We start from the raw sequence: 25,025 nt of genomic DNA on the forward strand, positions 1-25,025 counted from the left end.
AGGAGAGTAATCTACATGCAAGAGGAGAAGAAAGGGCTTTCATGTTTGCGTCTCATCTTGTTGCAAATCGTCATCGGCTGCACAATCATCGGCATTTTCGCCTATGCGTTCCGTATCAACGTAGATGAAGTGCGGGTTGTGCCCAAGGAACCGAACAGCCGCGATATGTTCGACGGCGTGCCTATGCACATGAACATTACCTATCCGGGGATCGGCACGATTGCCATCGATGATCCGAAGGAGCTTATTGCATGGAAAACTTCGTTTTCCCGCTTGCTTAGCTCCGGTAAGCAGCAGAATCGTGCAAACGCTTCCCGTTTGCTGTTAACCGGTTCTATTGCCTACCTGGATCAGGAGGATGTTCCGTTCCAGATCGGCACGAGCGGATTCCGCTTCGGTTCCGACTCGGTCAATTCACTGGAGGTTAGCGCGGAGATCCGCAAGCTGCAAAACATGCTCATCGACAAGACGCTGACCGCGGACACCGTGGGCGCGGCGATTGAGAAAAAGGAGCATGAGGTGTACAGCTTGCAGAACGGGCAGCTTACACCGCTATCCGCGGCGGAGCGAAACGCGCTAACGCTGCAAATGCGGGCGTCGGTCAGACTCATCGACTTCAGCCATTTCAATTTTACGGCGGAAAGGCCTAGCGCCCACTTCGTCGTCGAGTTGACCGATGAGGCGAAGAGTTCGAAGCATTGGCTGCACGTTGACCGGTATGACAACGCTTACTTCGTTGTTTTCGATTTGCTGGATGAAACGAACCACAAAGCCTATTTCAAGTTAAGTGACGCCTCCTAACAACTCTGAGGGGATGGTTGGTAGAAATGGCTAGAAAGAAAAATAACAGTACCATCATGATCGTGTCGGTCATTATCGTTGTGTTGATTGCAGGATTTTTCCTATACAAATCCGGCGTTTTTGGCGGCAAGGCAAAAGGTAAAATTACGGTATACTCAATTTTCCAAGAAGAAGAAGCTCGCAAAATCCTGGATAAATTCAAAGCAGAAACCGGCATCGACTACGACGTGCTTCGTCTGCCGAGCGGTGAAGCTGTAACCCGCGTGCAAAATGAGATGGGCAAACCGCAGGCCGACTTCCTGATGGGCGGTCCTGCAGACTCCCACGAAGTGCTAAAGAAAGCCGGTGCGCTCGAAGCTTACATCACACCGAATGCCAAAGATGTGCCTGACAACATGAAAGACAAAGAAGGCTTCTGGACGGGATTCTATTTGAACCCGATTGCTATCGGTGTCAACGAGCAGCGTTGGAAAGAGAAATACGGAACAGCGCCTTATCCGCAAACGTTTAAAGAATTACTAGACCCTAAATTCAAAGGTGAAATCGGCATGTCCGACCCGGCCACATCCGGAACCGCTTACACCGCAGTCGCTTCGCTCGCACAGGTCTGGGGCAAAGACGAAATGCTGAAATATGTCGCGCAGCTCCTGCCGAACCTGAAAGAAAGACCGAAATCCGGCATCGAGCCGATTCAAAAAGCAGCAAAAGGCGAATACACCATCGGCATCACCTTCCTGGGCGACCAGTTGAAAATTAAAAATCAAGGCAACCCCATTGTCAGCATCGTGCCGGAAGCGGCAGGTTATGAGGTTGGCGGTCTGGCGATCGTCAAAGGCGGCGCAAACACCGCTGGCGCGAAAAAGCTGATGGACTACATGCTCACGAATGAGCCTGGCACCCTGTACTCCGAATCCGCAATGGCGGTTTCCGTTAAACCAGGCGTTCCGGTTCCTAAGAACGGCATCGATATCAAGACAACGAAGTACAACACGACCTACAGCTTGTGGAAAGCAGCCGAGCAGCGCAAAGAGCTGCAGGACGCTTTGAAAAACCTGAAATAACTTGAACTAATCTGGAACAAAGAAATCCATGGCAGGGCATTGCAAGAGAGCAGACAGCATGACAACCAGACAACAAACGCTCTTATTTGCAATGCCCTTTGCCCTACTTACACAATGAATTCGGAAGGTGGTCGTAAGCCCCCTATGATTATAGAAAAAAAGGGTATGGGCGCGTCGCTCAGCAGACTGGTCAAAGATCCATCTTCGCTGATCCTGGTTCTCATCAGTTTTGCCATTCTCTGTCTCTTCGTCATTTACCCGCTCATTTACGTCGTTGCGCTGCCGGGTGCGGACAGCTGGAAAACGTTTTTTAGCAAAGGCCGTTATGGAACGGCTCTGCTGAACACGGTCGTCAGTTCCTCCTTATCTGCCCTGACAGCAACGGTTTGCGGTTTCATCTATGCGTATTCCATCCATTACAGCAACATCGATGGTAAAAAGTTTTTCCGCTTTATCGCTTTCCTGCCGATTCTTGCGCCTTCGGTCATGACGGGCCTAGCTTTCCTGCTCTTGTTCGGCAGAGGCGGCATGGTGTCCCAATTTCTGAAAGCATGGTTTAACGTTGAGCTTGATCTCTACGGGCTTCCCGGTCTCTGGATCGTCCAGACGATCTCGTATTTCCCGCTTGCCTACATGACCATTACAGGCGTCCTGCGCTCCATCTCGCCGAATCTCGAAATCGCCGCCCAGAACCTTGGCGCACGCGGCTTCAAGCTCTTTCGCACCATTACCTTCAAGCTAGCGCTGCCTGGGGTCATCAATGCCTTCTTGCTGGTCGCGATCAACTGCTTTGCCGACTTCGGAAATCCCAAGCTGATTGGTGGCAATTACTCCCTCTTGGCTGTTGAAATCTACGGAGAAATTCTGAACAACGAGCCCGGACTTGCATCCGTGATGGGCCTCATTCTCGTCGTCCCTGCCCTGCTCGTGTTCGTCATTCAGAGCAAGCTGCTGTCCAAAGGCTCCTATTCAACCATTACAGGAAAGCCGGTTTCCGGTTTGAATCGAGTAACCACCTCTCGTAAAACCGATGTCCTGCTTTTCATTTTCAACTGCATCATCTCACTCTTCATCTTATCGATGTTCGCAATCACAATTCTGTTCGCCTTTACCAAAAATTTCGGACGTGACAATACGTTTACGCTGGATCATATTTTCAAAATTGTGTTTAACCCTTCCAGTCCTGCCGTCATGAACAGCTTGGTGCTGTCGCTTGTCAGCTCTCTGCTTGCCGTCGCCTTCGCGCTCGTTCTTGCCTATGTCGTCGTAAGGAAGCCCTTTCCGGGCAAAAAATTGCTCGATTTCACTGCCGTTCTGCCAATTGCGCTGCCAGGCACGTTCGTTGGTCTGGCGCTGATCGTCGCTTTCAGTTCAGGACCTATCGTCCTGCAAGGCTCGGCGATCCTCATCATCGTCGCCATGCTGCTGAAGCAGATGCCGGTCGGCTACAGAGGTCTCACCGCTTCCTTCAAGCAGGTGGACAAATCGATTGAGGAAGCCGCTACGAATCTCGGCGCTGACAGCCGCCGGACGCTGACGACCATCGTCTTCCCGATGCTGCAAAAGACCGTTGTCGCCAATTTCGTCTACGCCTTCATGAAAAACATGAACACCTTAAGCACCATCGTGTTCTTGATTACGCCCAAATGGGTCGTCGCCGCCGTCTCCATCTTCAACTATGCCGAGACCGGCACGTATTACTGGGCAGCGGCAGTCGCCGTAGGCTTGATGGGTGCGACACTGGCAACGCTCGGTGTGATGAAGCTTATTTTCCGCTCGAAGGTCAAAATCTTCGATTTCTAAACGTACGTCATGCTAATGAAGCCAGCTTTTCTAATTAATAGCTCTAAGGAGTGAGACATATGGGTACAGAAGTATTGCTCGATTTGGAAAATGTAAGTAAAGTGTTTGGTAGCAATCACGTACTCAAACAAATCAATCTGCAAATCGAACGCGGAAAGTTCATTACCTTCCTCGGACCGAGCGGCTGCGGCAAAACGACGCTGCTGCGCTCGATTGCAGGCTTTTATACGATAGATGAGGGAGAAATTCGGATCGACGGCCAGCTCGTCAACGATCTCCCGCCTTACAAGCGGGGAACGCCGATGGTCTTTCAGGAGTATGCGTTATTCCCGCACATGACGGTTTTTGATAATGTCGCTTACGGGCTCGATATTCAGAAACGTCCCGAAGCCGAGGTGCAGGATCGCGTGAAATCCGCGATGGCCAAGGTGAAGCTGACCGGACTGGAGGAACGGTATCCGCACGAAATGTCCGGCGGCCAGCAGCAGCGTGTGGCGATGGCGCGAGCGCTCGTTATGAACTCGCCGATCATTCTGCTCGATGAGCCGCTCAGTAATTTGGATGCGAAGCTGCGCGAGGAAGTGCGCGTGGAGCTGCGCAGCATTCAGCTGGAGCTTGGCCTGACGGTCATCTATGTGACCCATGACCAGCTTGAAGCATTGTCGATGTCGGATTACATCGTCGTCTTCAACAAAGGCGCGATTGACCAGTACGGCACGCCGCATGAGATTTACTACAAGCCGAGCACGCCTTATGTCGCCGACTTCATCGGCACGACGAACTTCGTGGATGGCGTTGTGCGGGAAGCTGCGAGCGGTCATTGCACCGTGGAATATGGCGCGAGCGGACGGACGGCAATCGTAAACAGCGACGAGGATGTCCGCGTGGGTGATAAGGTGCTGCTCAGCATTCGTCCCGAATCCATGAGGATCAATGGGTCCGTTGGCAGCGGTGATTTCCTCGTCAAGGGCTTCGTCAAGTCATCCATGTTCCAAGGCGAGAAGGAAAGGTATTTCATCCTCGACGATAACATGAAGGAATGGATCGTCGATGCGTATGACATCGGGCAAACGAAGTTCCAAGGCAACGTTACGATTAACGCAGCAGCGGACAAAATCCATTTGATCAAGAACCCTGGATAAGAAACAATGTGGCATATACTCTGCATAATCGTTAAAGAAACGTGACACACTCTGCTGAATGACGCTGATTTCGTTCAACTTGGCGACGACGCTGCTTGGACTTCGAACTTCGGAAGTTGTAACGTTGATGCACGCTGATAAGTGATGCCATGCGACGCTTGGGAGATGGTAGGCGGTGGGATGCGATGCGGTGCAGTGCGGTGCAAAGTGATGCAGTGTGGTGCAAGGCGATGCAGTGCGGTACGATGACACACAGCGATTTGCTTCTACCATTGGAGCGCACCCACGTATCTAAGTCTAACGGCTGCTCGCAAAGTTGCCCTCTCCAGGGAACTGGAGGAACTGCAGTGCGCTATTACTGGCTGATCACGCCAAATCGTGAGCTGAACGGAACTAGGATGCGCTATTGAGAGATTTCTCGTGATTTTCAGAGTGAAATCCCCGAAATAGCGAACCGTAGTTCCGCAAGTCGCTCTATTTAAGTGGACTAGAGCAGAATAACGCACTCAAGTTCCCTTCAGTCCTCAGGCAGCACTTACTAGTGCTATTGACTATCCGATTCAACCATCGGATTATAGTGGCTAGTTGGCATTTTGACCAGCAATCAGCTACTGGAACTAACTCTTGGCATTGTCAAATCCATACGCTTACCGAAAGAAAAACATAATTGAATTTAGCAGCTTGCTGAAAAGGGAAACTTGGGTTTCCTTTTTTGGCTGTTCAGGAGGGTGTCGGACGATGTGGAAAAAGGGATTGCTTGCGCTGACGATGGTTGCATTAGTCTTCCTTGGTTTACAATTGTTTGGGGAAAAGAAAAGCAACCAGCCACTCAAGGTATATGTCGTCTTCCAGGAGGATGAGGGCCGAATATTGCTGGAAACGTTCAAGAAAAAGACGGATCAGCCGTATGAACTCATCCGGATGTCCAGTGGAGAAGCCAGCTATCACCTGCTGACCCTGGGCAAAACCGGCATCGATGTTGTACTCGGCGGCCCGGCCGATCTGCATGAGCAGCTCAAGACCAAGAGCAAGTCCCTTCGCTACCTGTCCCCGGCCGCCTCCGGCATTCCCGCCAAATACAAGGACGGCGAAGGGTATTGGACGGGCATGTACATGGGCGCGCTCGCCATTGGCGTAAACCAAACCGTCTGGCGGCAGGATCCTCAACTGGCGGCTATGCCGATGCCGCAGCAGTACGAGGATTTATTGCGCCCGGAGCTCAAGGGCAAGATCGAAATCCCCGATCCAGTTACCTCGGGGACGGGGTATACGCTGCTCGCTTCGCTGGCTCAGCAGCGGGGCGAGACACAGGCGATCGGTCTGATGCAGGCGCTGAAGAAGCAAAGCGCCTCGACTACGTTCGCCGGCATTACGAGCGCGCAGCGACTGGCCGAAGGCGAAGTCGCGACGGTCGTCTCCTTCCTCGGCGACCAACTGCGCTTCAAGAACTCGGGCTACAACATCTCTTCGCTGATTCCGCCGCAAGCCGGCTGGGAGATCGGCGCCGTTTCGATCTTGAAGGGCGGCAACAACACAGCGGCGGCGAAGCAGTTCGTCGATTTCATGCTGTCCCGCGAGGTGCAGACGGACTACATGAACACGGCTTTCTCGTTTCCTGTAGCGCCGGATATCCCCGTGAACGCGCTGCTCACACCGGTCAAGCTGGAAAACCTGCTCGCCACGTATCGATTTGATCTCGCCGCGCAGCATCGCGAGCAGTTGCTGAGCCAGTGGCGGGCGGCGTTGGAATAAAGCCTCTCTTCTTCATCGTGATGACAAGCCATAGATTTACTTTTGTTAGCGCCAACAGCTTCAATTCCGAATCCAGTCTAGCGCTTGAGGAAAGAACAGGCATATCCCTTCCAGGGGTACAGAATGATCTTACTGAAGCCGCCAAAGGCATCGTCGGCGATTATTTTACAGCCATAATGAAACCGGGAAATTCAGACGGCACGCCCCTGATCGGCTATCTGATTACAAATGTGAATAGTTCCGACCTCAACGCGATCAAAGTATCGCTTGCTTCGAAATATGAGAATATGAGCGAATGGCCAGCAGTTGGAAAAGCGGAACTACGATGCGCTATTTTCTGAATTACCTTATTTGGAACCCCAGGAGGGAACTACGGTACGTTATTTAGCTGAATGTGAGTCAATAAACCGTAATTTATCCATAATAGCGAACTGACGTTCCGCAAGTTAGCTAATCTAGATGAAATAGAACCAAATAGCGTACTCAGGTTCCTCAAAGTCATCCGGTACAACCCGTATTTTGGTGGTCGACAGCGGGTACTGGTCAATCGAAGCGTACATAAAAGCACAACACCAAGCTGAAAAGGGAACCTTCGGTTTCCTTTTTTGCTGTTCAGGAGCGTGTCGGACGATGCGGGAAGTGGGATTACTCCCGTTGGCGGTAGAAGCACCGCTAGTCAGCGGCACGAGCTGCTGCTGCTGAGTCAGGCCAGTGACGCGAGGTGCTGGAATAAGGCGGCCGCTGGTTGAGATAGCACGAAAAAGACTGCCGCCCAACGTAGCTTGGTCTACGTGAACAACAGCCTGTTGCGGTCAACATAATTTCATCACCATGGCTAAGCTTTAGCTACGGCTACAACTATTCCACACTTTCGGTTTCCGTTGCTTCTTCAATTCGGATATGGAACGGGGCAGCGACGACCTCATCTGCGCGCGTATGCACGTTCACACCCTCGGGAATAGACAAATCTTTAACAATAATGGCGTTCCCATCGCGGACCGGAATCAGATCGAGTGGGATTGACTCCGGTATTTGATCCGGCAAACAGTCTACTTGAATCTCATGTAAAAACATTTGATACGGGATCATTTTACCGTCTGGAGCTGCAACCGGTTCAATGCGGATGTGCGCTTTCACCCGTTCGTGCAGATCGACTTGATGGAAGTCTACAGCCAGAATCTGATCGTGAAAAGAATTCCGTTGGACAGCTTGCAGAACAACCAGCTTTTTGAATGCGCCGTGCGACTCCAGTTCAATCAGGGCATTCGGATTGCGCAGCACCTTTTGCACGTCTTTTTCATCCAGTGCAATCGGGATCGGCGATGTCATTTTGCCGTAGACGACAGCGGGAACTTTACGATCCTTCCGCAAATGACGAATGGCAGAGCCGTTAAAGTCCGTGCGGATTTCAGCTTGCAAGTTCATCTTTTTCATCGTTATGTCCTCCCCTTGGTCAGGGTGAACACCTCTCGCCAGACCTGAGCTTTCACTTCCTTCTTCATGATTTGGAGTAAATCCATATGGAGGTGTTCTCCCTGGCGTGACTTTCGTCCTCATTATTTTACCACTCTGACTAGCCCAAAGACGGCTGCACAATCCACGAAATGGCCTGCTATTCTGCCTGTGCGTCCGGATATCCCCCTGCGAACAAACCACGCCGTACTTGTTGTCTAAAATCAAAGGATTTAAGCTGTTTACATGGCCTGTTACAAAGAGGATCAAAAAAACAACCCATCGGATCATAGCGATGGGTTGTTGAAGTGTGGTTTACTGATGGTTGCCTACCAAAAAAGCTCGCCATGCCCCAACAAACGGGACAGGCCTTCTACGAAATAATAGTCGCCGTAAATCAGCGGAACGTCGATATTCTTGCCCTCCGGATAGTGGCTCGTGCCGTGAAGAATCAAACCTTCCTCGCTCTCCGAGTCCCATGCGCCGTAATTCGTATAGAGCGAGTGCAGAATCCGCTCTCCCGCCTGGCGGTAGAGCGCCGCTTCCTGGCCGCCCACCTGCTCGGCCAGCAGCAGCAGGCCACAGGCGGCGCAAGCGCCTGCGGAGGAATCGCGGTATGCCGTAATGTCATCCGGCAGACGGAAATCCCAATGCGGGACGAAGTCGTCCGGCAAATGGGCCATGAAGAAATGCGCTGCGCGCTTAGCGGCATGCAGATACTGCTCATCACCCGTGTGATGATAGCTTAGGCTCATGCCGTAGATCGCCCACGCCGTGCCGCGCGACCAGGCGGAGTCGGGGGCGAAGCCCTGACCGCCGTTCACTGCGAGCTTCTCGCCGGTGTGCGGATCGAAGATCACGATATGGTTCACGGAGCCATCCGGACGGATGAAGTGCTCCACCGCCATATTCGCGTGCCGCACGGCGATTTCCTTGTAACGCGGGTCTCCGGTGACCTTGGAGGCCCAGTGGAGCAGCGGCAGGTTCATCATACAATCGATGATGGCCCAGCCGGCATTGTCCTCGCCCTCGCGCCAAGGGTTCCAGGCGCGGATATAGCTGCCCTGCACGTTGAACCGCGCAGCCAGCAGATTCGCCGCGAGCAGGCCGCGGCGCTTCGAGTCTTCCTCGCCAAGCAGCTTATAGCGGGCTACGCTCGTTAACGTCCACATGAAGCCGATATCGTGGTCCAGCTTGTAGTAATCAGCGATGACCTGATCGAGCTGCTGCTCGCAGGACTCCGCCAGCAGCTTCAGCTGCTCATCCTTCGTGTCGCGGTACACGAGCCACAACAGGCCCGGCCAGAAGCCCGCCGTCCACCAATAAGCCGGCTCCAGCTTGTATTCGCCGCCCACGCTCGCATGCGGGAAGCCATCTCTGATTCGCTTGCTGGTTCTGCCAATTTTGGCAACAGATTTGTTCCACGCTGCCTGTGCCCAGTCTTTTTCTAAAGTCATATCTGCCACTCCCTATCCTTTTTATTCAAATGAAAACGTAAATGAAAGCGCCAATTCCTTACGAAGCGCACCCTGCTTAACGGTAAAATGAATAGCAAAACATGGAACATGCTTGCCGTAATGGTCGTGGTGAACCAGCGACTCGAAGTCCCAATCCACCATTTCCTGATCGTAAGCAATGTAAAGCTGGTCTCCTGACTTGCTGCCTTGAATGCGAATGCGCCCATCCTCTGCACATTCAGGCCGAAACCAGCTCATCATTCGCTCACAGATGGCGCTAGGCGATTCCTTGAATTGAAACGTATCTATAAGTTCAAGTGATGGACGACCTACTTTGCCCCAAACGAACTGCCTTTGCAAGCTATCAAGTGTCTCAACCTCATATGCGCTGGCAAACTCAATATGAAACATATCCTGTTCATCTGTCTGGCTATACGCAATAAGCTGCGCACGTGCAGTTCCACCTACTCTTTGGTAGCCACCATTAATGATTGGCACCGAGTGCCCCTGCGATCCGTTACACAGGATATCATAGCGTCCATCGCCAAAATAATCCCGCGTGTACTGCCCGCTGCCCAGATCCGTGAGCAGCGACTCGCCGCCCGCATAGAGAATGAATTGCCCGATGTCATTATGATTATGCGGCTCATCGTTATGCCCGCCCTTAGCGGCAAACACATAGCTGCCTTCGGCGCGCACTTGCCGGGATACCAGCCACTGCGCGTCCGGCAAGCAGTAGGTGGCGGTTTTCCAGCCCGCTCCCTGCTCCCCATCCTCGCTTAGCCACAGCAGATTGCGCCAGGCCGGCGCCCAACGGTGGCAGTGATCATCGCTGAAGCCCGCCCGCAGCGCGGCTTCCGGCATTTCCATCTCGGGATATAAGCTTCTGAGGTAGGCGCTTAATCCCATGAAAATGCCCGCTTCGCTGCTCGCATCCGAGAAGTTGACGATCCGTCTGCCAGCCATGAAGCATTTCTGCTGGAATAAAGCGATCTGCCGAACCTTCTCCTGCGCAAACAGATCCGCTGCACCGCCCGTGCGCCGTTTGATCAAATCCGCGGCATACGCGAAGTAGCCGAAACCGTACTGCCAGTACATGTAGCCTTCGGTACATGCCCCATCGTCCTCGAAGCCTCGCAGGTACGACTCCAGCGCGGGAAGCGCGCGCTCCAGCACAGCTGCGAGCTCGTCCTCACCCTGCAGCAGATAAATCGCTGCACAGGCAATCGAACCGCCGCAGACGGAGGCCCAGTTGTGCGTCGCTGTCTCCCAGTCGAAGGGAGGCTGCGTTACGAAGGGCCGCAGCACGCGGCGCAGCGTTTCCTCGCGGATGCGGCCGCGCAGCAGTGGAGGCAGCGCTTCGCCATGAAGCGCCGCGATTTCGCTCAGCGCGAAGGCCGTCTCCGCACTGAACAGGTCCACGGTCAGCCTGCTGTCGGAAACTGGCCATAGCGATGCTTCGCTATCCGCGACCGCCATCTCCGGCCCGTGCAAAATATGAGCGGGCAAGCACCAGGTATACTCATCCAGGATAGCCCAGATGGCTTCCTGCAGCGCATTCGCATAGCCTTCATGCTGCGGCTCGAGCCAAGCCATGAGGCCAAAGGTGGTCAGCCGCTTTCTTCTGCGGAAGTAGATGCGCTCGTACTCGCTCCGATTGCCCGTATCGGCATAAAGGCGGAAGCTTGCAAACGTCAGTCCGGGGATATCTTCCGCCAGCAACAGCTCGGCGTCCTTACGAATCTCCTCAATGAGCGGCAGACTAACTGCCGACTGGAGCAGCCTATCTCGCATTTGTGCCGAAGTTGTCTCTCCGAACACCAACTGAGAGGGGCTTCTTTTCACCTCAGAGAGCATATCCTTCAAATCAGTTAATCTGCTCATCGCATTCATCCCTCAAGTTCTATTGTCGATTTGGCCGTGTCACCGCCATACCAAATCGCAGGAAATTTGCTGTTAATCATGAACGTTCCTGCTTTCTCTTCAAATGGAGAAATAGAGAGAACCGGAGTTCTCCCTATATTCGTTTGCTTATTTATTTTTTGCTGCCGTCAATGAGCTTTTGCGTACGGTCTTGGGCATTTTTAACCATTGTATCGAGGTCTTCCTTGCCCAGAATCAATTTCTCATACTCTTCGTTGATGACTTTATACACGTCCGCTTGGTAAGGAGTCGGTGGCACCAGCTTGGATGCTTTCGCATTCGTAAGCACAGCGATCAGAGAGTCTTTGTCTACTTTCTCAGGGTTTTTGGTGCCCTTAAGAATCGTATCTACGATCGTTGTCAGTTGATCGTTCTTCACTTTGCTCCATGATGGTACATACTTGCCTTGTACAAGCATGCCGTCTGTAGTCAGGTAGCGAACGAAATTGTACGCTTCTTGCGGATGTTTCGATTTCGCTGCAACCGCGTAGAAGTCAGTAGTTACCATGGAATAGCCGCCTTGGTCGGATGCGCTGTTTTTAGGGAATGGAGCTACAGCTACATTGAAGTTAAGCGGGTACTGCTCGGTTCCGCCGATCTCGGAGTTCATCCAGCTGCCGATGACGACCATACTTGCGCTTTGGTTGAAGAACTGCGGACGGTAGTTCAATTTCTGGGAAATCATATCCGTGTATGGCGTGGAGGATTTGTCCACTTTCTCCATGTTGTAACGCATTTCGATCGATTTTTTGAAGAGCGGGCTCGTCAGATTGGACGTACCGTCCGTTTTCAAGTAGTCTGCGCCATCAGCTTGGTTCGCCATCAGCAGACGAGCGAACTCCAACCAGCCGCCGCCTTGAGGACCATGGAAGTAGGTACCGTAACGTTTGGTCGCGCCATCACCTTTGGTCAGCTTCTTCGCATAGTCCTGGAATTGGTCCCAAGTCCACTCTTTCGGCACTTCAAGACCTGCTTCTTTCAGATGATCTTTATTCAAAATGACGTACCACGGATTGAACTTACCAGGAAGCGCATAGTATTTGCCGTTCAATTGGGTATCCACTTTATATTCTTCGCTTTCTTTGAAGCCTTCTTTCGTGATGAAATCGTCCAGAGGGGCTACCATGCCAAGCGCGACACGTTGTGAGTACATGCCAGCTTCACTGAACATCATAACGTCCATGTCTTCACCGGATGCTGCGGAAAGATCGAGCTTTTTCGAGTATTCCTGCGTGTCGCCTTTTTCGCTCAGATTAACCAGATCCACTTTGACGTTCGGATACTTCGTTTGGAAGCCGTCAATAATCTTGCTCCAGTTCTGTTGGGCTTCACTGCCGTATGCATGGAACTTGATTGTAACCGGATCTTTGGATGCAGCCGCGCCGCCTGCCGTTGCCGCTGGTGTTGCTTCAGGCTTCGTACCCCCGCAGCCAGCCAAGAGTCCGATAGTGACAGCACCGCAAACAAGTCCAGTAAGTAGTCTTCTTTTCATATATGCCCCTCCGATTTGTGTAGTCTGAAGCGCTTTCTTTATTAACAACCCCATTATAGCAAGGGGCTGAAACGAAAGGATGACGCGATATTGACTACTATCCACGTTATTTTTACTTTTGGGCGCGTTGCTCCTTCGATTCCGAAGAGCCCCGATACTCAAGCGGTGTGACACCGGCGACGGTTTTGAACATTTTGATAAAATAGCTGTGATTGTCGTAACCGAGCGATTCGCAGATTTTCGCAACTGACATATTCGTCTGATCCAGCAGCTCCTTGGCCCTGCCGACCTTCATTCGGGATACGTATTCAATGAATGTTTCGCCCGTCTCTTTTTTAAACAAACGGCTGAAATAGCTGGGATTCAAAAAGAGCTGCTCCGCCACTTCATCCAAAGAAATTTTCCGGTTCAAATGGAGCGAAACATATTGGCAGGCATCCAGCACTTCCGGCCGCTTGCTCAACACCTTCACCTCTTCGGCCACGACAAAGAAAGACGTGAAGAAATAGACCATCCACTCGCCCATCTCTCCCAGCGTATCCATTTCGAGCAGTTCTCTATGCAGGATTTCGACGGAAAAATGATTGCGGAACAGCTGCATGCTCTTCAGCTTCAGCTTCAAATCCAGCACAAGCTTCAGAATCCAGTCCTTAACTGTCTCCGGCGGGAAACGATTCTCCCTCAGATAGGAGATCCAATAGCTCACCATCATTTGCACCTTGCCTGGATTGCTCTCGATCAGCATTTCGCGCAGCGCGGTTACCGCTTCATCGTAGACGGCGAACAAATCCTTCTGCGAATAAATGACAGATTCTTTCTTCTCAATCGCCTTCGCTTTCATATAGAAGCGCTGTCCATAGGCGCTAAAAATCTCGTTCAACTCGTGCTTAATGTCAGTAGGTGTGGTACAAATTGTACCTAACATGAACGAAAGGCGGATTTTCAGCGTCTTCTCGACCATCGTTTGCAGCTTCACCAACAGCGGAAGCGCTCTGTCGTAGGGATTCGTCTTGATCCCGCTGACCGAAGGGATGAAGATGAACGAGCGCAGTACGTCATAGGCAAAATGTACCGCCTCCGGCTCCTCACTGCTCAGCACTTCCTCCGTGATGTTGTTGAGCGCAAAGCGCAGCACATCGTCGCTGACAAAGCGCTGTCTCGCCAGCCGCTGACTGTCAATGTAGCAGGCAACGGGCAAGCAGCTGCGGCCCGCGAACCCGAGGCCGAACGATTCCGCTTCCTTCATCCAAGTGCTTTCGCTGAGAAGCGGCTCATGAATCGTTGCCCGCAGGAAGCTTTCCTTGTGATGCTCGCGATTGCGGTCGACCAACTGGCGGAGATGGTTTTGCCGCTCTTGCAAGTTGTTCTCCTCATCAAGGCTTAGCTTGAACTGCTGCAGCAGCTTCTGCAAATCGTCAGGGTCCAGCGTATCCTTCAAGAGATAGTCCTGTACATTCAGCTTCATCGCCTGCTGCGCGAAATGGAATTCATTATGGCAGGATAGGATCGCGACGCGAAGCCGCGGCTGCTTCTCCTTGAGCTCCCGAATGAGCTCCAACCCATTCATCCGTGGCATCCCGATATCCGTTACCACGATATCCGGCATCTCGCTATTCGCGGCTTCAAGCGCGACTGCGCCGTTTTCATATAACCCGGTTACTTCCATACCGAGCTTATGCCAGTCGATAGCGCTGGACAACAGCTCCAGCACCGGGTAATCATCGTCCACGAGCATCACTTTATACATCTTCATGCACCTCCTGCTGTCCTTGCTTCGGGATATATAAGGTAATCGTAGTCCCTACTCCCTGTTCGCTGTCGACCTCCATGCGAAACGCATCGCCGAAGGTCATCCGCATCCGTTCATTTACGTTCTGGAGTCCGATGGAGGAGAACCCTTTCTTCCTCTCAGGCTCCGTCAGCAGCATCTCATCTGTAAACATAGACAGCTTGCTGCGAATCCGCTTCAACGTCTCCGCATCCATGCCTTGCCCGCTGTCTTGCACGCGAATACAGATGTCATCCCATTCTCTGTGCGCTTCCAAGCGAATCGTCCCCGCTTGTTGACTGAGCCCATGAATGAGCGCATTCTCAATCAGAGGCTGCAGGAAAAACCGCGGCACTTGCTCCAGAAAAACATCGCTGTCGATATCGATCTCCAGATGCACTTTCTCTTTTTGCCGCATATTCATCAGCTTCACATAGTCGATTACAATGTCCACCTCATCGTGCAGAGGAATGCTGCCTTTATCTTGAATGGTCATGCGAAGCAGCTTCGACAAGGACGCGATCATTTCCGCGCTCTCCCGATCCCCTTTGCCCAGCACCTTCATGCGGATGGAATTCAGCACATTGAACAGAAAATGCGGATTAATCTGCGCCTGAAGCATGTCCAGCTCCGCCTTGCGCTTGCGCGCATGCGTTCGCGTCACTTCGCTAATCATCTCAGAGATCCGGTCAAGCATCTGATCGAACGATTTCCCGAGACGGCCGATCTCATCCTGACCGCGGATCATGCTACGCAAATGCAGCTCCCCCTTTTGCACCGACGTTGCGACTTTGCCCAGCTTCACCAGCGGTTTCGTAAAGGTGCGAATGAATAGCATAAGCGCTATGAAAAATAAAATGAAAGAGATCAGCTGGAACATAAACACATTTTCGAAGATCGAATTGATATTGGAGACCGCTGCATGGTAAGGAATTAAGGAAACGAGCTTCCAGCCGTTTGTCTTAATATCCCGTTTGGAAATGAGATAATCCTCACCATCAATTCGGACAATATTGTCGTTATTATCGACTTTATTCAGATAAGGAAAGCTTGAGCCAATTCGGCTAACATCGGCATGAGACAAGATGCGGTCATGCTCATCAAGCAGCATCACCTCTTGTCCTTGCACGGCTTCGATTTCCCGGAAATAGTCGCCGATCTGCCGTTCCATGATTGTCACCACAACCACTCCGTTGCGGCCGTCCAGCTGCCTCAGCGCTGTGATTTGGTAAGGACTCGCATCCTTATCCCTCCGGAAATCCGTCGGCGTAATCCCCACCCAATACGAATCAAGCCCCTGAATCTCCTGCACTTTCGAAATCCATGGCTTCGCTATCAAGAGCGATGGGTCATAGTCGTCATCCTTGCGGTAATTCATGAAATAGGTGCCATTTTTCAAAATCACCGTTAAATAGCTGGGTTCCCCCGCTGCTGTCGCACTCTCAATTTTCGTCAAAATATCGGCGCGTGCTTTGAATTCCTCATAAACAGGATTAATTGTGCCCCAGTCCCCGGAGATGAATTGCTTGAACGTCGAGCTAATGCCCGACTGATCCACTTGGATATAATTCATCAGGTAAATCATATGTTTCAGCGTATTGGTCACATGATCGTCAACAAGCTGAAGCGTTTGCTGCGCATTGGAGACCGCTTGATCCTTGACGGCGTCGCGCGTTAAATAGTTATATACGAGCAGCGTAACCAAGGCCGGCAGTAAAATGCAGACGACTGAGGCGGCGGTCAGCTTACCGCGAAAAGATTTCATCGAGAATTTGGCAATCACCAGGCCAGCAGCCCCTTTGCACGTGAAATGAAAGGCAAAAGAGGAAGAAACAATTCTTCCCCTCTTTTCATTATATACGATGTTCGCCGCCAAGGATAAACGGCTACGCCGTCCTTCCAGGATGAGTGCGTTTACCCAGAAATATAAGCATCTAGGGTAATAAGACGATTTCAAATACGGGCGTTAACGCTTCTCCCCCCAGTCCCATCCCTCTTCTGTTGTACTTTAAGCCGCCTGCCACTTCTCTTTCCCATCACGGGTTACCGCGCAGCTGTAACGGTGGAACTACAGTGCGTTATTCTTTAAATTTCCTGTTTTTTTACCAGTGACGGGGAACTATGATGCGTTAAACAGGTAATTGCTAGCGTGAAACTCCTCATTTCTGATGCATAGCGTACTGCAGTTCCGCGAAATGCCCATTTAAGCCGATATGACTAGCCATAACGCACTGTAGTTCCGCTAGCCCGCTCATGATAACGTCTTTCAAAGAATCCAATGGTCCGGTGAACTTTATCCTTTTACCCCGCCTGTGGCAATGCCTTCAATTATGCTCTTCTGACCGATCAGGAAGATGATCAAGAGCGGCACAATCGCGGAAACCGCACCAGCCATAATAAGAGAGTAGTACTCGCCGTTGAGCGACGCGAATTTCTGCATCGCCAGCGGGATGGTGAACAATTTATCCGTCCGCAAGAAGATAAGCGGGTTTTGGTAGTCATTCCAGGTCCAGATGAACCGCAGGATCGCATAAGTCGCTACGGCTGGGCGCACCAACGGGAACGCGATTTTCCAGAAAATCGTCCAGTGGCCTGCGCCATCCATTTTCGCCGATTCGATGAATTCATTATGAATCCCCATGAAAAATTGGCGCAGCATGAACGTCCCGAGGACGCTGAAACAGCCGAGAAGCACAAGACCCATGTGGCTGTCGAACAAGCCGATATTGCGGTACAAAATGAACTGAGGAATCAGAATCGCTTGGCTAGGCACCATGTAAGTGGCAAGAACGATCATGAACAGCCATTTTCCAGCCGGAAAATCAATTTTGGAAAAGCCATAAGCGGCAAGCGCCGAAACCACACAAGAGATGAACGTTGTAATGACGGCAACTTTAATCGAGTTCAAATAGTAGAGATAGAACGCCGCTTTCCCGAACCAGACTGTTTTATAGTTGGCAATGGCATTCCAATGCGTCGGAACCCATTCAATTGGGAACTTGAACACATCCGCTTCCACTTTGAAGGATGTCGACAGCATCCAGAAAAAGGGCAAAAGGAATAACAACGAAATGATGAACAGGACGATGGTGGTAATCAGCTTGGATAATTGTAATGGTTCTTTCATTTGTGTAGTCCCCTTTCTCAGTAGTTAACCCATTTTTTCTGGCCGAGCCATTGCAGCGCGGTAATGATCATAACCATCGCAAACAGGACAACCGCCATGGAAGATGCATAACCGACGCGAAGATTAATGAAAGCCGTATCGTATAGGTTCCAAACGATCATGCTCGTCGAATTAAGCGGCCCCCCAGATGTTGTAACCGCAATCAGCTCGAACACCTTGAACGTTGAAATAATGCCTGTTACGAGTAAGAAGAAGGAAGTTGGCGACAGCAGCGGAAACGTAATCTTGCTAAAACGAACCCACGGGCTAGCGCCGTCGATCTCAGCGGCTTCATAGAGGTCTTTGGGAATCGATTGCAGAGCCGCCATATAGATGATGAGATTGAAACCGATGGACACCCAAACGGAAATCATCATGACAGACGTTAGCGCGAAAGACGGATCAGCCAGCCATTTTGGCGGGTTTTGAATGCCGATCGACATGAGGAATTGGTTAACCGGCCCTGCTGACGGGTGGAATAACACCATCCATACGATGGCTACGGCCACTGTGCTTGAAATATACGGCATGAAATAAGCGACTTTGAAAAAACCTTTCCAATACACATGCTTATTAATGAGAATCGCTAAAACGAGTGAAATCAACATGTAAACAGGCACAGTAATGAGGAAAATCAAGTTGTTTGAAAGCGATTTGATGAACACTTCGTCGCCGAAAAGCTTGGTGAAGTTATCCACGCCTATCCACTTTAGCCCTTTCAGGCCTGCAACGAAATTCCAGTCGGCAAAACTTAGCACGAATGTAGCGATGATCGGCAGCAGCGTCAGTATCGTCACCCCGATTAACATCGGAGAAACAAATAGGAATCCTGCTAAGCTTTCTTGTCGGCGTAATGCGCCTTTTCTATGTCGAGCCTTCGGTTGTGCGAGCACTTCAGTTGTTGTACGCATGGTCTATGTTCACCTCTCGGCATGATGTTTGTGCAGCTTGTATGGACTCATTATAGAGAAATCATGCGAGGCAACCATAACGTTATTTTGATTTTTCCGTCTCCTATTTTGACCACTTGGCTAAAACGTGATACATCCTCCCAGGCTTTCCGTATAATCGATTTCATAACCTATTTTCAACATGGAGGGGTTCATAATGACAAAAGGATGGGAACTGCCGATTACCCGCAACCCGATTCATGCCAAAGAAGATTTACGCCGCGCATTCGACGAGCTGACGGTGCCGCTGAAACCGCATTACAGCAAGGGCTCTGCCCGACTTTATATGGGACAAACCGGAACTAGTTATACGGATGAAGTTGCCGGATTCGAGGGCTTCTCGCGGATTCTCTGGGGACTTTCCCCGCTGCTCGCAGGCGGTGGAGAGAGCGATTTATGGGATATCTATGTAGAGGGCATCCGGCACGGAACTGACCCTGCTCATGAAGAATATTGGGGGCAGGTAAGTGACTACGATCAGCGGCTGGTAGAGATGGCCGCTTTCGGTTTAACTTTGGCACTGGTGCCCGGCAAGTTGAAGGAAAAGTTGAGTGAGCAGGAGCTTCAACGTCTGGTGGCTTGGCTCAGCCAAATCAACGATCACAAGCTGTACGATTGCAACTGGCTGTTCTTCCGCGTGATGGTGCAGCTCGGCTTCAAGGGAGCTGGCCTTCCCTATAGCCGCGAGCTGATGGAAGAGATTTTAATCGAAGTAGAACGATTCTATCTGGGAGATGGCTGGTATACCGATGGGGTGGGCGGTCATAGCGATTACTACGTGCCATTCGCCATTCATTACTATAGCCTGGTTTACGCCGTGCTCATGGAGGATGAAGATCCGGAACGTTCCGCGCTCTATAAAAATAGGGCCGCCCAGTTCGCCCGGCAATTCATCCACTGGTTCGCGGAAGACGGCAGCGCGCTGCCTTATGGCCGAAGCTTGGCGTATCGCTTCTCGCAGTCCGCGTTTTGGAGCGCTCTTGTCTTCGCTGGTGTAGGGCCATTCCCGCTTGGCGTGATGAAGGGGATTATATTGCGCAACTTGCGCTGGTGGTTCGCGCAGCCGATCTTCCAAGCCGACGGCGTACTGACCATCGGGTATGCCTACCCGAATCTGGTCATGGCCGAGAATTACAACGCGCCCGGATCCCCCTATTGGGCGATGAAGACCTTCCTCGTCCTGGCGCTGCCGGACGAGCATCCCTTCTGGGCAGCGGAGGAATTGCCGCTGCCTCAGCTGGAAGCGGTGGCGGTGCAACGGGCGCCGCACTTGGTTTTTTGCCGGTCCGTGAGGGAGAACAGGCAAGGCGGCAAGGGCGGGATCGCCGGTGGGCGCGACGGCGGAGACGATGGAGACAAGCGTCTAAGTGCCGGCGGGGGCGGTATGGGCGGTAAGAGCGTTGGTGGGGGCGGGTACAGCGCTATAGGCGTTAGTGCGAGTGGGTGCGACGACGGCGCTATGGACGTTAGCGCGAGCGGGTACGGCGACGGCGCTATGGGCGTTAGCGCGAGCGGGTACGGCGACGGCGGTAAGAGCCCAAGCGGCACCCCACCGCATGTGCTCGCTTTCAACTCCGGGCACATGGGGACGAACGAGCATACCCACACTTCTGCGAAGTATGAGAAGTTCGTCTATTCCACTCATTTCGGCTTCAGCGTGCCGCGGGCCGAATGGGGGCTCGCCCAGGGCGCCTTCGATTCGATGCTCGCCTTAAGCGAAGGCGACAACCTGTACCGCGTGAAACGCTCCTGCGTCGAATCGCGGATCGAGGATGGCGTCGTCTATGCACGGTGGAAACCGTGGGCCGACGTGGATGTGCAGACGTGGCTGCTCGTCGGCACGCCGTGGCACGTGCGGGTTCACCGCATTGAGACCGCGCGGGTTTTGGACGCCGCTGAGGGCGGCTTCGCGCTGGGCACGGACAGCGGCCGGCAGTCGACCGGACCGCTGGAGACCGAGCGGACGGAGCGCAGCCTCTTGGCCGTCAACGCGCTGGGCGCCAGCGGGGTTGCCAGTCTGTTCGGTGGAGGCGTGGCCGAGCTGGTACAGCCGAACGCCAACACGAACTTGATGCATCCGCGCACGGTGATCCCCACCGTGCGCACGTCCATTCAACCAGGCGTCGCGTGGCTGGTCAGCGGGGTTTACGGAGCGCCGGCTAGCCGCGAAGCGGCCGGCGGGTGGGCAGCAGCCCCTTATGCGGAAGTCCGCCAAGGGGAGCTGCTCGTGTATGTGAACGCGGGCGGGGAGCCCGTGTTCCGCCACGCACTTCGCTCTTAGTCATAGCGTGTTAAGAAGAACGCCTCGCGGCATCCTTGGTATAAACCATGTGTAGGCGCATGGGGAGTGGATTTGAGACTGGGGTTCTGACCGTTGTTAAAGCCGTGTTCCTTGCATGCACAAGGTGGTGCGAACACGACTTTAAATGCGGGCGCGAACGCTTCTCCACCCCAGTCCCATCCCCTCTTCGTTCTACTTTGAGTTACCTTCCACTTCTCTTTTTCCATCACGGGCTATCGCTAAGCTATAACGACGGAACTACGATGCGTTATCCCTTTAAATTCCCTATTTTTTTACCATGACGAGGAACTATGATGCGTTAAACAGGTAATTGCTAGCGTGAAACTCCAAATTTCTGATGCATAGCGTAATGTAGTTCCGCGAAACGCCCATTCAAGCCGATATGACTAGCCATAACGCACCGTAGTCCCGCTAGCCCACTCATGATCACGTCTTTCAAAGAATCCAATGGTTCGGTGAAGTAAATAAAAAATGGATAGAATTCAGAAAGCATCTGAATCTCTATCCATTTCTTATCATTCAAATAGCACCGACGTATCCTGGGACTCATAAATGTGAGCCGCACAATTTTCCAAAAGCGTATTGAGCTTACGGTACAACGCGCCCCCAAGACTTAACCTTCTGACTCCAAGCTCTTTCAGCTTCTTGCAGCTAGTAAGCCCAGGCATCGACATCACATTTAGAGGCGCCGCCGTTTCGGATACGATCATCTTGATTTCGGCGTCATCCTTTAATCCAGGAACAAAAATCCCGCTTGCTCCGCTCTCCACATAAGCTTTCGCTCTAGTGATCGTTTCTTGCAGCGGATCTTTATTTTGCAAATAAGTATCCGTCCTTGCGTTTATGTAAAAATCTTTATAACCGTTCTTCTCTAACTCCGTCCTCATTTTCGTTAAAAGCTCACATTGATGACTCCATGGTTTGAGCCCCTCTTGATGCTTATAAGAATCCTCGATATTGATGCCGGCTACCCCCAGATCAGCAAGCTTTAACACATTCCCGACAATGGTTTCGTCATCCTTCCCATAGCCTGATTCAATGTCTGCAGTAACGGGAACTTGAACATGTTCCACGATCGTTTTTATAACACTGAGCTGTCTGTCAAAATCCATCATTTCACCATCAGCATATCCCAAACTTTTCGCTATTCCCCAACTGGTTGTGCCGATTGCTTTGAATCCGGCATTCACGAGAGACAGCGCGGAGAACAAGTCCCATGCATTCCCCAACAATAAAATCCCGCCTGATTCATGCAGCGAGTTAAACGCCTTCAATTTGTTCATGCCAGCACGCCTCCTTAAACTGAAAAATTCATTATGTATGGCTCATCTTACCTGAAAAGCCATTTAATTAATTGGTAAATAATGATTATTATTGAAGTATCCTGCCGTACTCCTGTAGTAGATGAAGCCTGCGTTGATCCTTCAAAAATCAACAATTTGCGCAACTGAACATAAAAGTGCTCGAATTGGAGGTAAACAAGAAAATCGTGTTCCAATGGTCGCCAGCGATAAAGAAGGTTGGGTTTTTGTGCTGACCTGCTTGAAGGGGTAGTTGGAATTCGGCGTAACCGGATTGCGAACAGGGTTGGTGAAGGATTGACCCTACAACAAACCATTCTGTCAATTTTATTTAAACGTGTATTGCAACCATAACGTTTGTGCCGAAATAAAAACAAACGGGACGGCTAACACAAAATAGACAGCAGACATTGTAGGATTATTCTTCCGTTCTTTTACGCCACACGCACATAAAAAGATTGCCATTATAAATTGGGCACCACTTCGCCAATAAGCATTTTTCACATAAAATATGCTCGTCGCCTCAATAACGATCACAGCGAAAGTTAATAACTTGAACCACAGGGGATTTTTGCGAAATTGTTCACTTAGGAATTTCATCTTCACCGCCATCACCTTACCCCTCTCTCCTTAAAAATCCTCATTGGAATTAGACGCTTTAATCACGCAAAAGTTACCTTAATTTACCAAAACTTATGCCCAACGGTTCGTTTACGCGTAAAAGCCCTCCAATCACATTACTGTCATTGGAAGGCCCTTAAAGCGCGCATTTCGACAATGTATCGCGTGACGCGCTCAAATGGTTTCGCACCAATGTGCCAGAGCGCACTTGCTATAGTTGGCAAAATGCAGCGGCCAGACTCGTAGCCCTCAATTTGAAAGAAAAAAATGCAAGTTAGCTGAGAAATGGCGCAGGAGCTACTGTTACTGGGCGAGTCAAGTGGAACCCTGAATCGCGTTGCGAGATGAGGGTTGTTAAGGCCTTTTAGGGCGCTACGGCAGTGATGATCTGCAGGGCAAGTTTTATTTTATTTCCATGGAAGGCAATTCTGTTGGTGGAACGCCGGAGGAGATTTGCACGGCGATGAGGAATGTAAAGATTAACTCGAACTGGGCAACGGAGAAGGAAATCGAGACTTGCTTCCTTGCTCTATCTTTTGAGAATCATTCATAAAATACAACGAACGATTTCCTGGAGAAATCGAAGGAGGCTGCCTGTTATGAAAGCATTCATATTTGATATGGACGGAGTCATCATTGATAGCGAACCTATCCACTTTGAAGTTGACGTGAAAACGATGGCGTATCTGGGCGTGAATATCCATCAGGAACAATTAGAAAAATACGTGGGCATGACCAATCCGGAGATGTGGCGGTTAATCAAGCAAGAATACAAGTTGGCTAACCCTGTAGATGAAATCATTGATTATCAATTGTCCACGAAGATTGCTTTGCTGAAAAACCTCCAAATCGAGCCCATCGAAGGCATCCCCGAGCTCTTGCAGACGCTGCGAAATCATCAAATTCCGATAGCCATTGCTTCCTCCTCGCCAAGAAAATTTATAGAAGAAGTCTTAGCGAAGTTTGGCTTGTCGAATCATTTTGCTTGCGTGGTAAGCGGCGAAGAAGTGAATGAAGGGAAACCCGCGCCAGATGTCTACCTGGAAACAGCGAAAATACTCGGCGTAGATCCCGCGCATTGTGTGGTGCTGGAAGACTCTAAGAATGGCGTATCCGCCGCGAAGGCAGCGGGTATGACGTGTATTGGCTACATCAATCCGAATTCCGGCAATCAAAATTTATCTGTCGCTGATTGGGTGGTGGATGCCGTGAAGGACATCAACATGGAAGAGCTTTTGCGAGGATAGCGAAGCAGCCTCCCTACTGCCGAACAGGGGAGGCTGCTTCCTTTTTTCTATTGTGGATTTGTCGTCCAAATTCCTGCGTTTTTGATAAAGACCCGCTGCGGCAATTTCAATGTTGCCAGGACGAGCTCCGCCACATCCTCTGCTTGCATCATGCGGTCCTCGTCTCCAATGGACAACCCTGCTTTCAAAGCAAGCTCGGTATTGACGGTACTTGGCGTAAGCGCAGTTACGCGAATATTGAATTTGCGGACCTCCTGCATCAGCGATTCAGTGAGACCCAGCACTGCGAACTTGGAGGCGCAGTAAGCAGATCCAGTCGCGAAGCCACGCTCCCCAGCCGTTGACGCAATGTTAATGATACTGCCGCTGTTTTGGGCGACCATGGATGGCAGGGCGGCGCGGGTCACATAGTACGTTCCCATCAGGTTCGTTTGGATAATGCTCTCCCAATGCCCAGGATCCATATCAAGGAGTGTGCCGAACTGTGCAACGCCCGCATTGTTGACCAGAATATCGACGGAACCTAACTCCCCGATCATGGCTTCTATTGCGTTCTCAACTTCCAATTTGTCCGAAATATCCGCCGTGGTCACATATACTTTAACCCCACACGTGCTCATCAGCGCTTGCTGAAGGGCTTCCAAATCCTCACGGCTTCTAGAAATTAGCCCTAAACTCACGCCCTCCTTCGCGAGCGCGATGGCAGTCGCTTTTCCAATTCCTTTACCTGCGCCAGTGATAATGGCTGTTTTATGATGCAAGTCCATCGTTAATCTCTCCTTTTCTC

The 25,025-nt window shown here is 51.3% G+C and carries 19 protein-coding genes; 8 read left to right on the top strand and 11 right to left on the bottom strand.

Translation table 11 applies throughout. The features are described 5' to 3' along the window. Positions 1-15: 15 nt before the first annotated feature. The 6 genes from ABRS97_RS09640 to ABRS97_RS09665 all read left to right on the top strand — a co-directional run bounded on the left by ABRS97_RS09640 (position 16) and on the right by ABRS97_RS09665 (position 6,900). The gene (locus ABRS97_RS09640; protein ID WP_367813253.1) at positions 16-801 is read left to right on the top strand and encodes a DUF3919 family protein; all 786 of its coding nucleotides are present in this window, start codon (positions 16-18) and stop codon (positions 799-801) included. Between the two features lie 26 nt (positions 802-827). Beyond that, positions 828-1,862 (top strand): ABC transporter substrate-binding protein, encoded by a 1,035-nt coding sequence (locus tag ABRS97_RS09645; protein WP_367813255.1) that lies wholly within the window; start codon positions 828-830, stop codon positions 1,860-1,862. 144 nt (positions 1,863-2,006) lie between these two features. After that, positions 2,007-3,665, top strand: coding sequence for an ABC transporter permease (locus ABRS97_RS09650; protein WP_367813256.1), 1,659 nt, complete (start codon positions 2,007-2,009; stop codon positions 3,663-3,665). A 59-nt stretch (positions 3,666-3,724) separates the two neighbouring features. Then, positions 3,725-4,807 (top strand): ABC transporter ATP-binding protein, encoded by a 1,083-nt coding sequence (locus ABRS97_RS09655; protein WP_367813258.1) that lies wholly within the window; start codon positions 3,725-3,727, stop codon positions 4,805-4,807. A gap of 738 nt (positions 4,808-5,545) precedes the next feature. Then, positions 5,546-6,559, top strand: a complete 1,014-nt coding sequence (locus ABRS97_RS09660) for an extracellular solute-binding protein (protein ID WP_367813260.1) — start codon at positions 5,546-5,548, stop codon at positions 6,557-6,559. Continuing rightward, positions 6,538-6,900, top strand: coding sequence for a hypothetical protein (locus ABRS97_RS09665; protein WP_367813262.1), 363 nt, complete (start codon positions 6,538-6,540; stop codon positions 6,898-6,900). The genes ABRS97_RS09660 and ABRS97_RS09665 overlap by 22 nt, the downstream gene beginning before the upstream one ends. 517 nt (positions 6,901-7,417) lie before the next feature. Here ABRS97_RS09665 and ABRS97_RS09670 read toward each other — a convergent pair. The 8 genes from ABRS97_RS09670 to ABRS97_RS09705 form a co-directional block, all read right to left on the bottom strand. After that, positions 7,418-7,993: a 50S ribosomal protein L25 gene (locus ABRS97_RS09670; protein ID WP_367813264.1), complete on the bottom strand. Its 576-nt coding sequence runs from the start codon at positions 7,991-7,993 to the stop codon at positions 7,418-7,420. 347 nt (positions 7,994-8,340) lie between these two features. Beyond that, positions 8,341-9,468, bottom strand: a complete 1,128-nt coding sequence (locus ABRS97_RS09675) for a glycoside hydrolase family 88 protein (RefSeq protein WP_367813266.1) — start codon at positions 9,466-9,468, stop codon at positions 8,341-8,343. A gap of 21 nt (positions 9,469-9,489) precedes the next feature. Continuing rightward, positions 9,490-11,352 (bottom strand): heparinase II/III family protein, encoded by a 1,863-nt coding sequence (locus ABRS97_RS09680; protein WP_367813268.1) that lies wholly within the window; start codon positions 11,350-11,352, stop codon positions 9,490-9,492. A 151-nt stretch (positions 11,353-11,503) separates the two neighbouring features. Continuing rightward, positions 11,504-12,883 carry an ABC transporter substrate-binding protein gene (locus ABRS97_RS09685; RefSeq protein WP_367813270.1) on the bottom strand — a complete coding sequence of 460 codons (1,380 nt, stop codon included), beginning with the start codon at positions 12,881-12,883 and terminating at the stop codon, positions 11,504-11,506. A 112-nt stretch (positions 12,884-12,995) separates the two neighbouring features. Next, complete coding sequence (locus ABRS97_RS09690) at positions 12,996-14,630, bottom strand: response regulator transcription factor (RefSeq protein WP_367813272.1); 1,635 nt, start codon at positions 14,628-14,630, stop codon at positions 12,996-12,998. Beyond that, complete coding sequence (locus ABRS97_RS09695) at positions 14,623-16,434, bottom strand: cache domain-containing sensor histidine kinase (protein WP_367813274.1); 1,812 nt, start codon at positions 16,432-16,434, stop codon at positions 14,623-14,625. Before ABRS97_RS09695 ends, ABRS97_RS09690 begins: the two co-directional genes overlap by 8 nt. 510 nt (positions 16,435-16,944) lie before the next feature. Then, positions 16,945-17,778 (bottom strand): carbohydrate ABC transporter permease, encoded by an 834-nt coding sequence (locus tag ABRS97_RS09700; protein WP_367813276.1) that lies wholly within the window; start codon positions 17,776-17,778, stop codon positions 16,945-16,947. 17 nt (positions 17,779-17,795) lie between these two features. Next, positions 17,796-18,728 (bottom strand): carbohydrate ABC transporter permease, encoded by a 933-nt coding sequence (locus tag ABRS97_RS09705; RefSeq protein ID WP_367813278.1) that lies wholly within the window; start codon positions 18,726-18,728, stop codon positions 17,796-17,798. A gap of 196 nt (positions 18,729-18,924) precedes the next feature. On the opposite strand from ABRS97_RS09705, the gene ABRS97_RS09710 reads away from it, so the two are divergent. Then, the gene (locus tag ABRS97_RS09710; protein WP_367813280.1) at positions 18,925-21,048 is read left to right on the top strand and encodes a DUF2264 domain-containing protein; all 2,124 of its coding nucleotides are present in this window, start codon (positions 18,925-18,927) and stop codon (positions 21,046-21,048) included. Positions 21,049-21,584: 536 nt separating this feature from the next. On the opposite strand, the gene ABRS97_RS09715 is transcribed toward ABRS97_RS09710, so the two are convergent. Continuing rightward, on the bottom strand, positions 21,585-22,352 hold the full coding sequence (locus ABRS97_RS09715) for an isocitrate lyase/PEP mutase family protein (protein WP_367813282.1): 768 nt from the start codon (positions 22,350-22,352) through the stop codon (positions 21,585-21,587). A gap of 345 nt (positions 22,353-22,697) precedes the next feature. Beyond that, entirely contained in the window at positions 22,698-22,985 is a 288-nt protein-coding gene (locus tag ABRS97_RS09720; RefSeq protein WP_367813284.1) for a hypothetical protein, read from the bottom strand. A gap of 605 nt (positions 22,986-23,590) precedes the next feature. Between ABRS97_RS09720 and ABRS97_RS09725 the strand changes: the two genes are divergently transcribed. Then, positions 23,591-24,238 (top strand): HAD family hydrolase, encoded by a 648-nt coding sequence (locus tag ABRS97_RS09725; protein ID WP_367813286.1) that lies wholly within the window; start codon positions 23,591-23,593, stop codon positions 24,236-24,238. Positions 24,239-24,285: 47 nt separating this feature from the next. Here ABRS97_RS09725 and ABRS97_RS09730 read toward each other — a convergent pair whose 3' ends face one another. Further along, the gene (locus ABRS97_RS09730; RefSeq protein ID WP_367813288.1) at positions 24,286-25,005 is read right to left on the bottom strand and encodes a 3-ketoacyl-ACP reductase; all 720 of its coding nucleotides are present in this window, start codon (positions 25,003-25,005) and stop codon (positions 24,286-24,288) included. Positions 25,006-25,025: the final 20 nt, after the last annotated feature.

It is taken from the genome of Paenibacillus tabacirhizosphaerae (assembly GCF_040812395.1).
Lineage (GTDB): Bacteria > Bacillota > Bacilli > Paenibacillales > NBRC-103111 > Paenibacillus_E.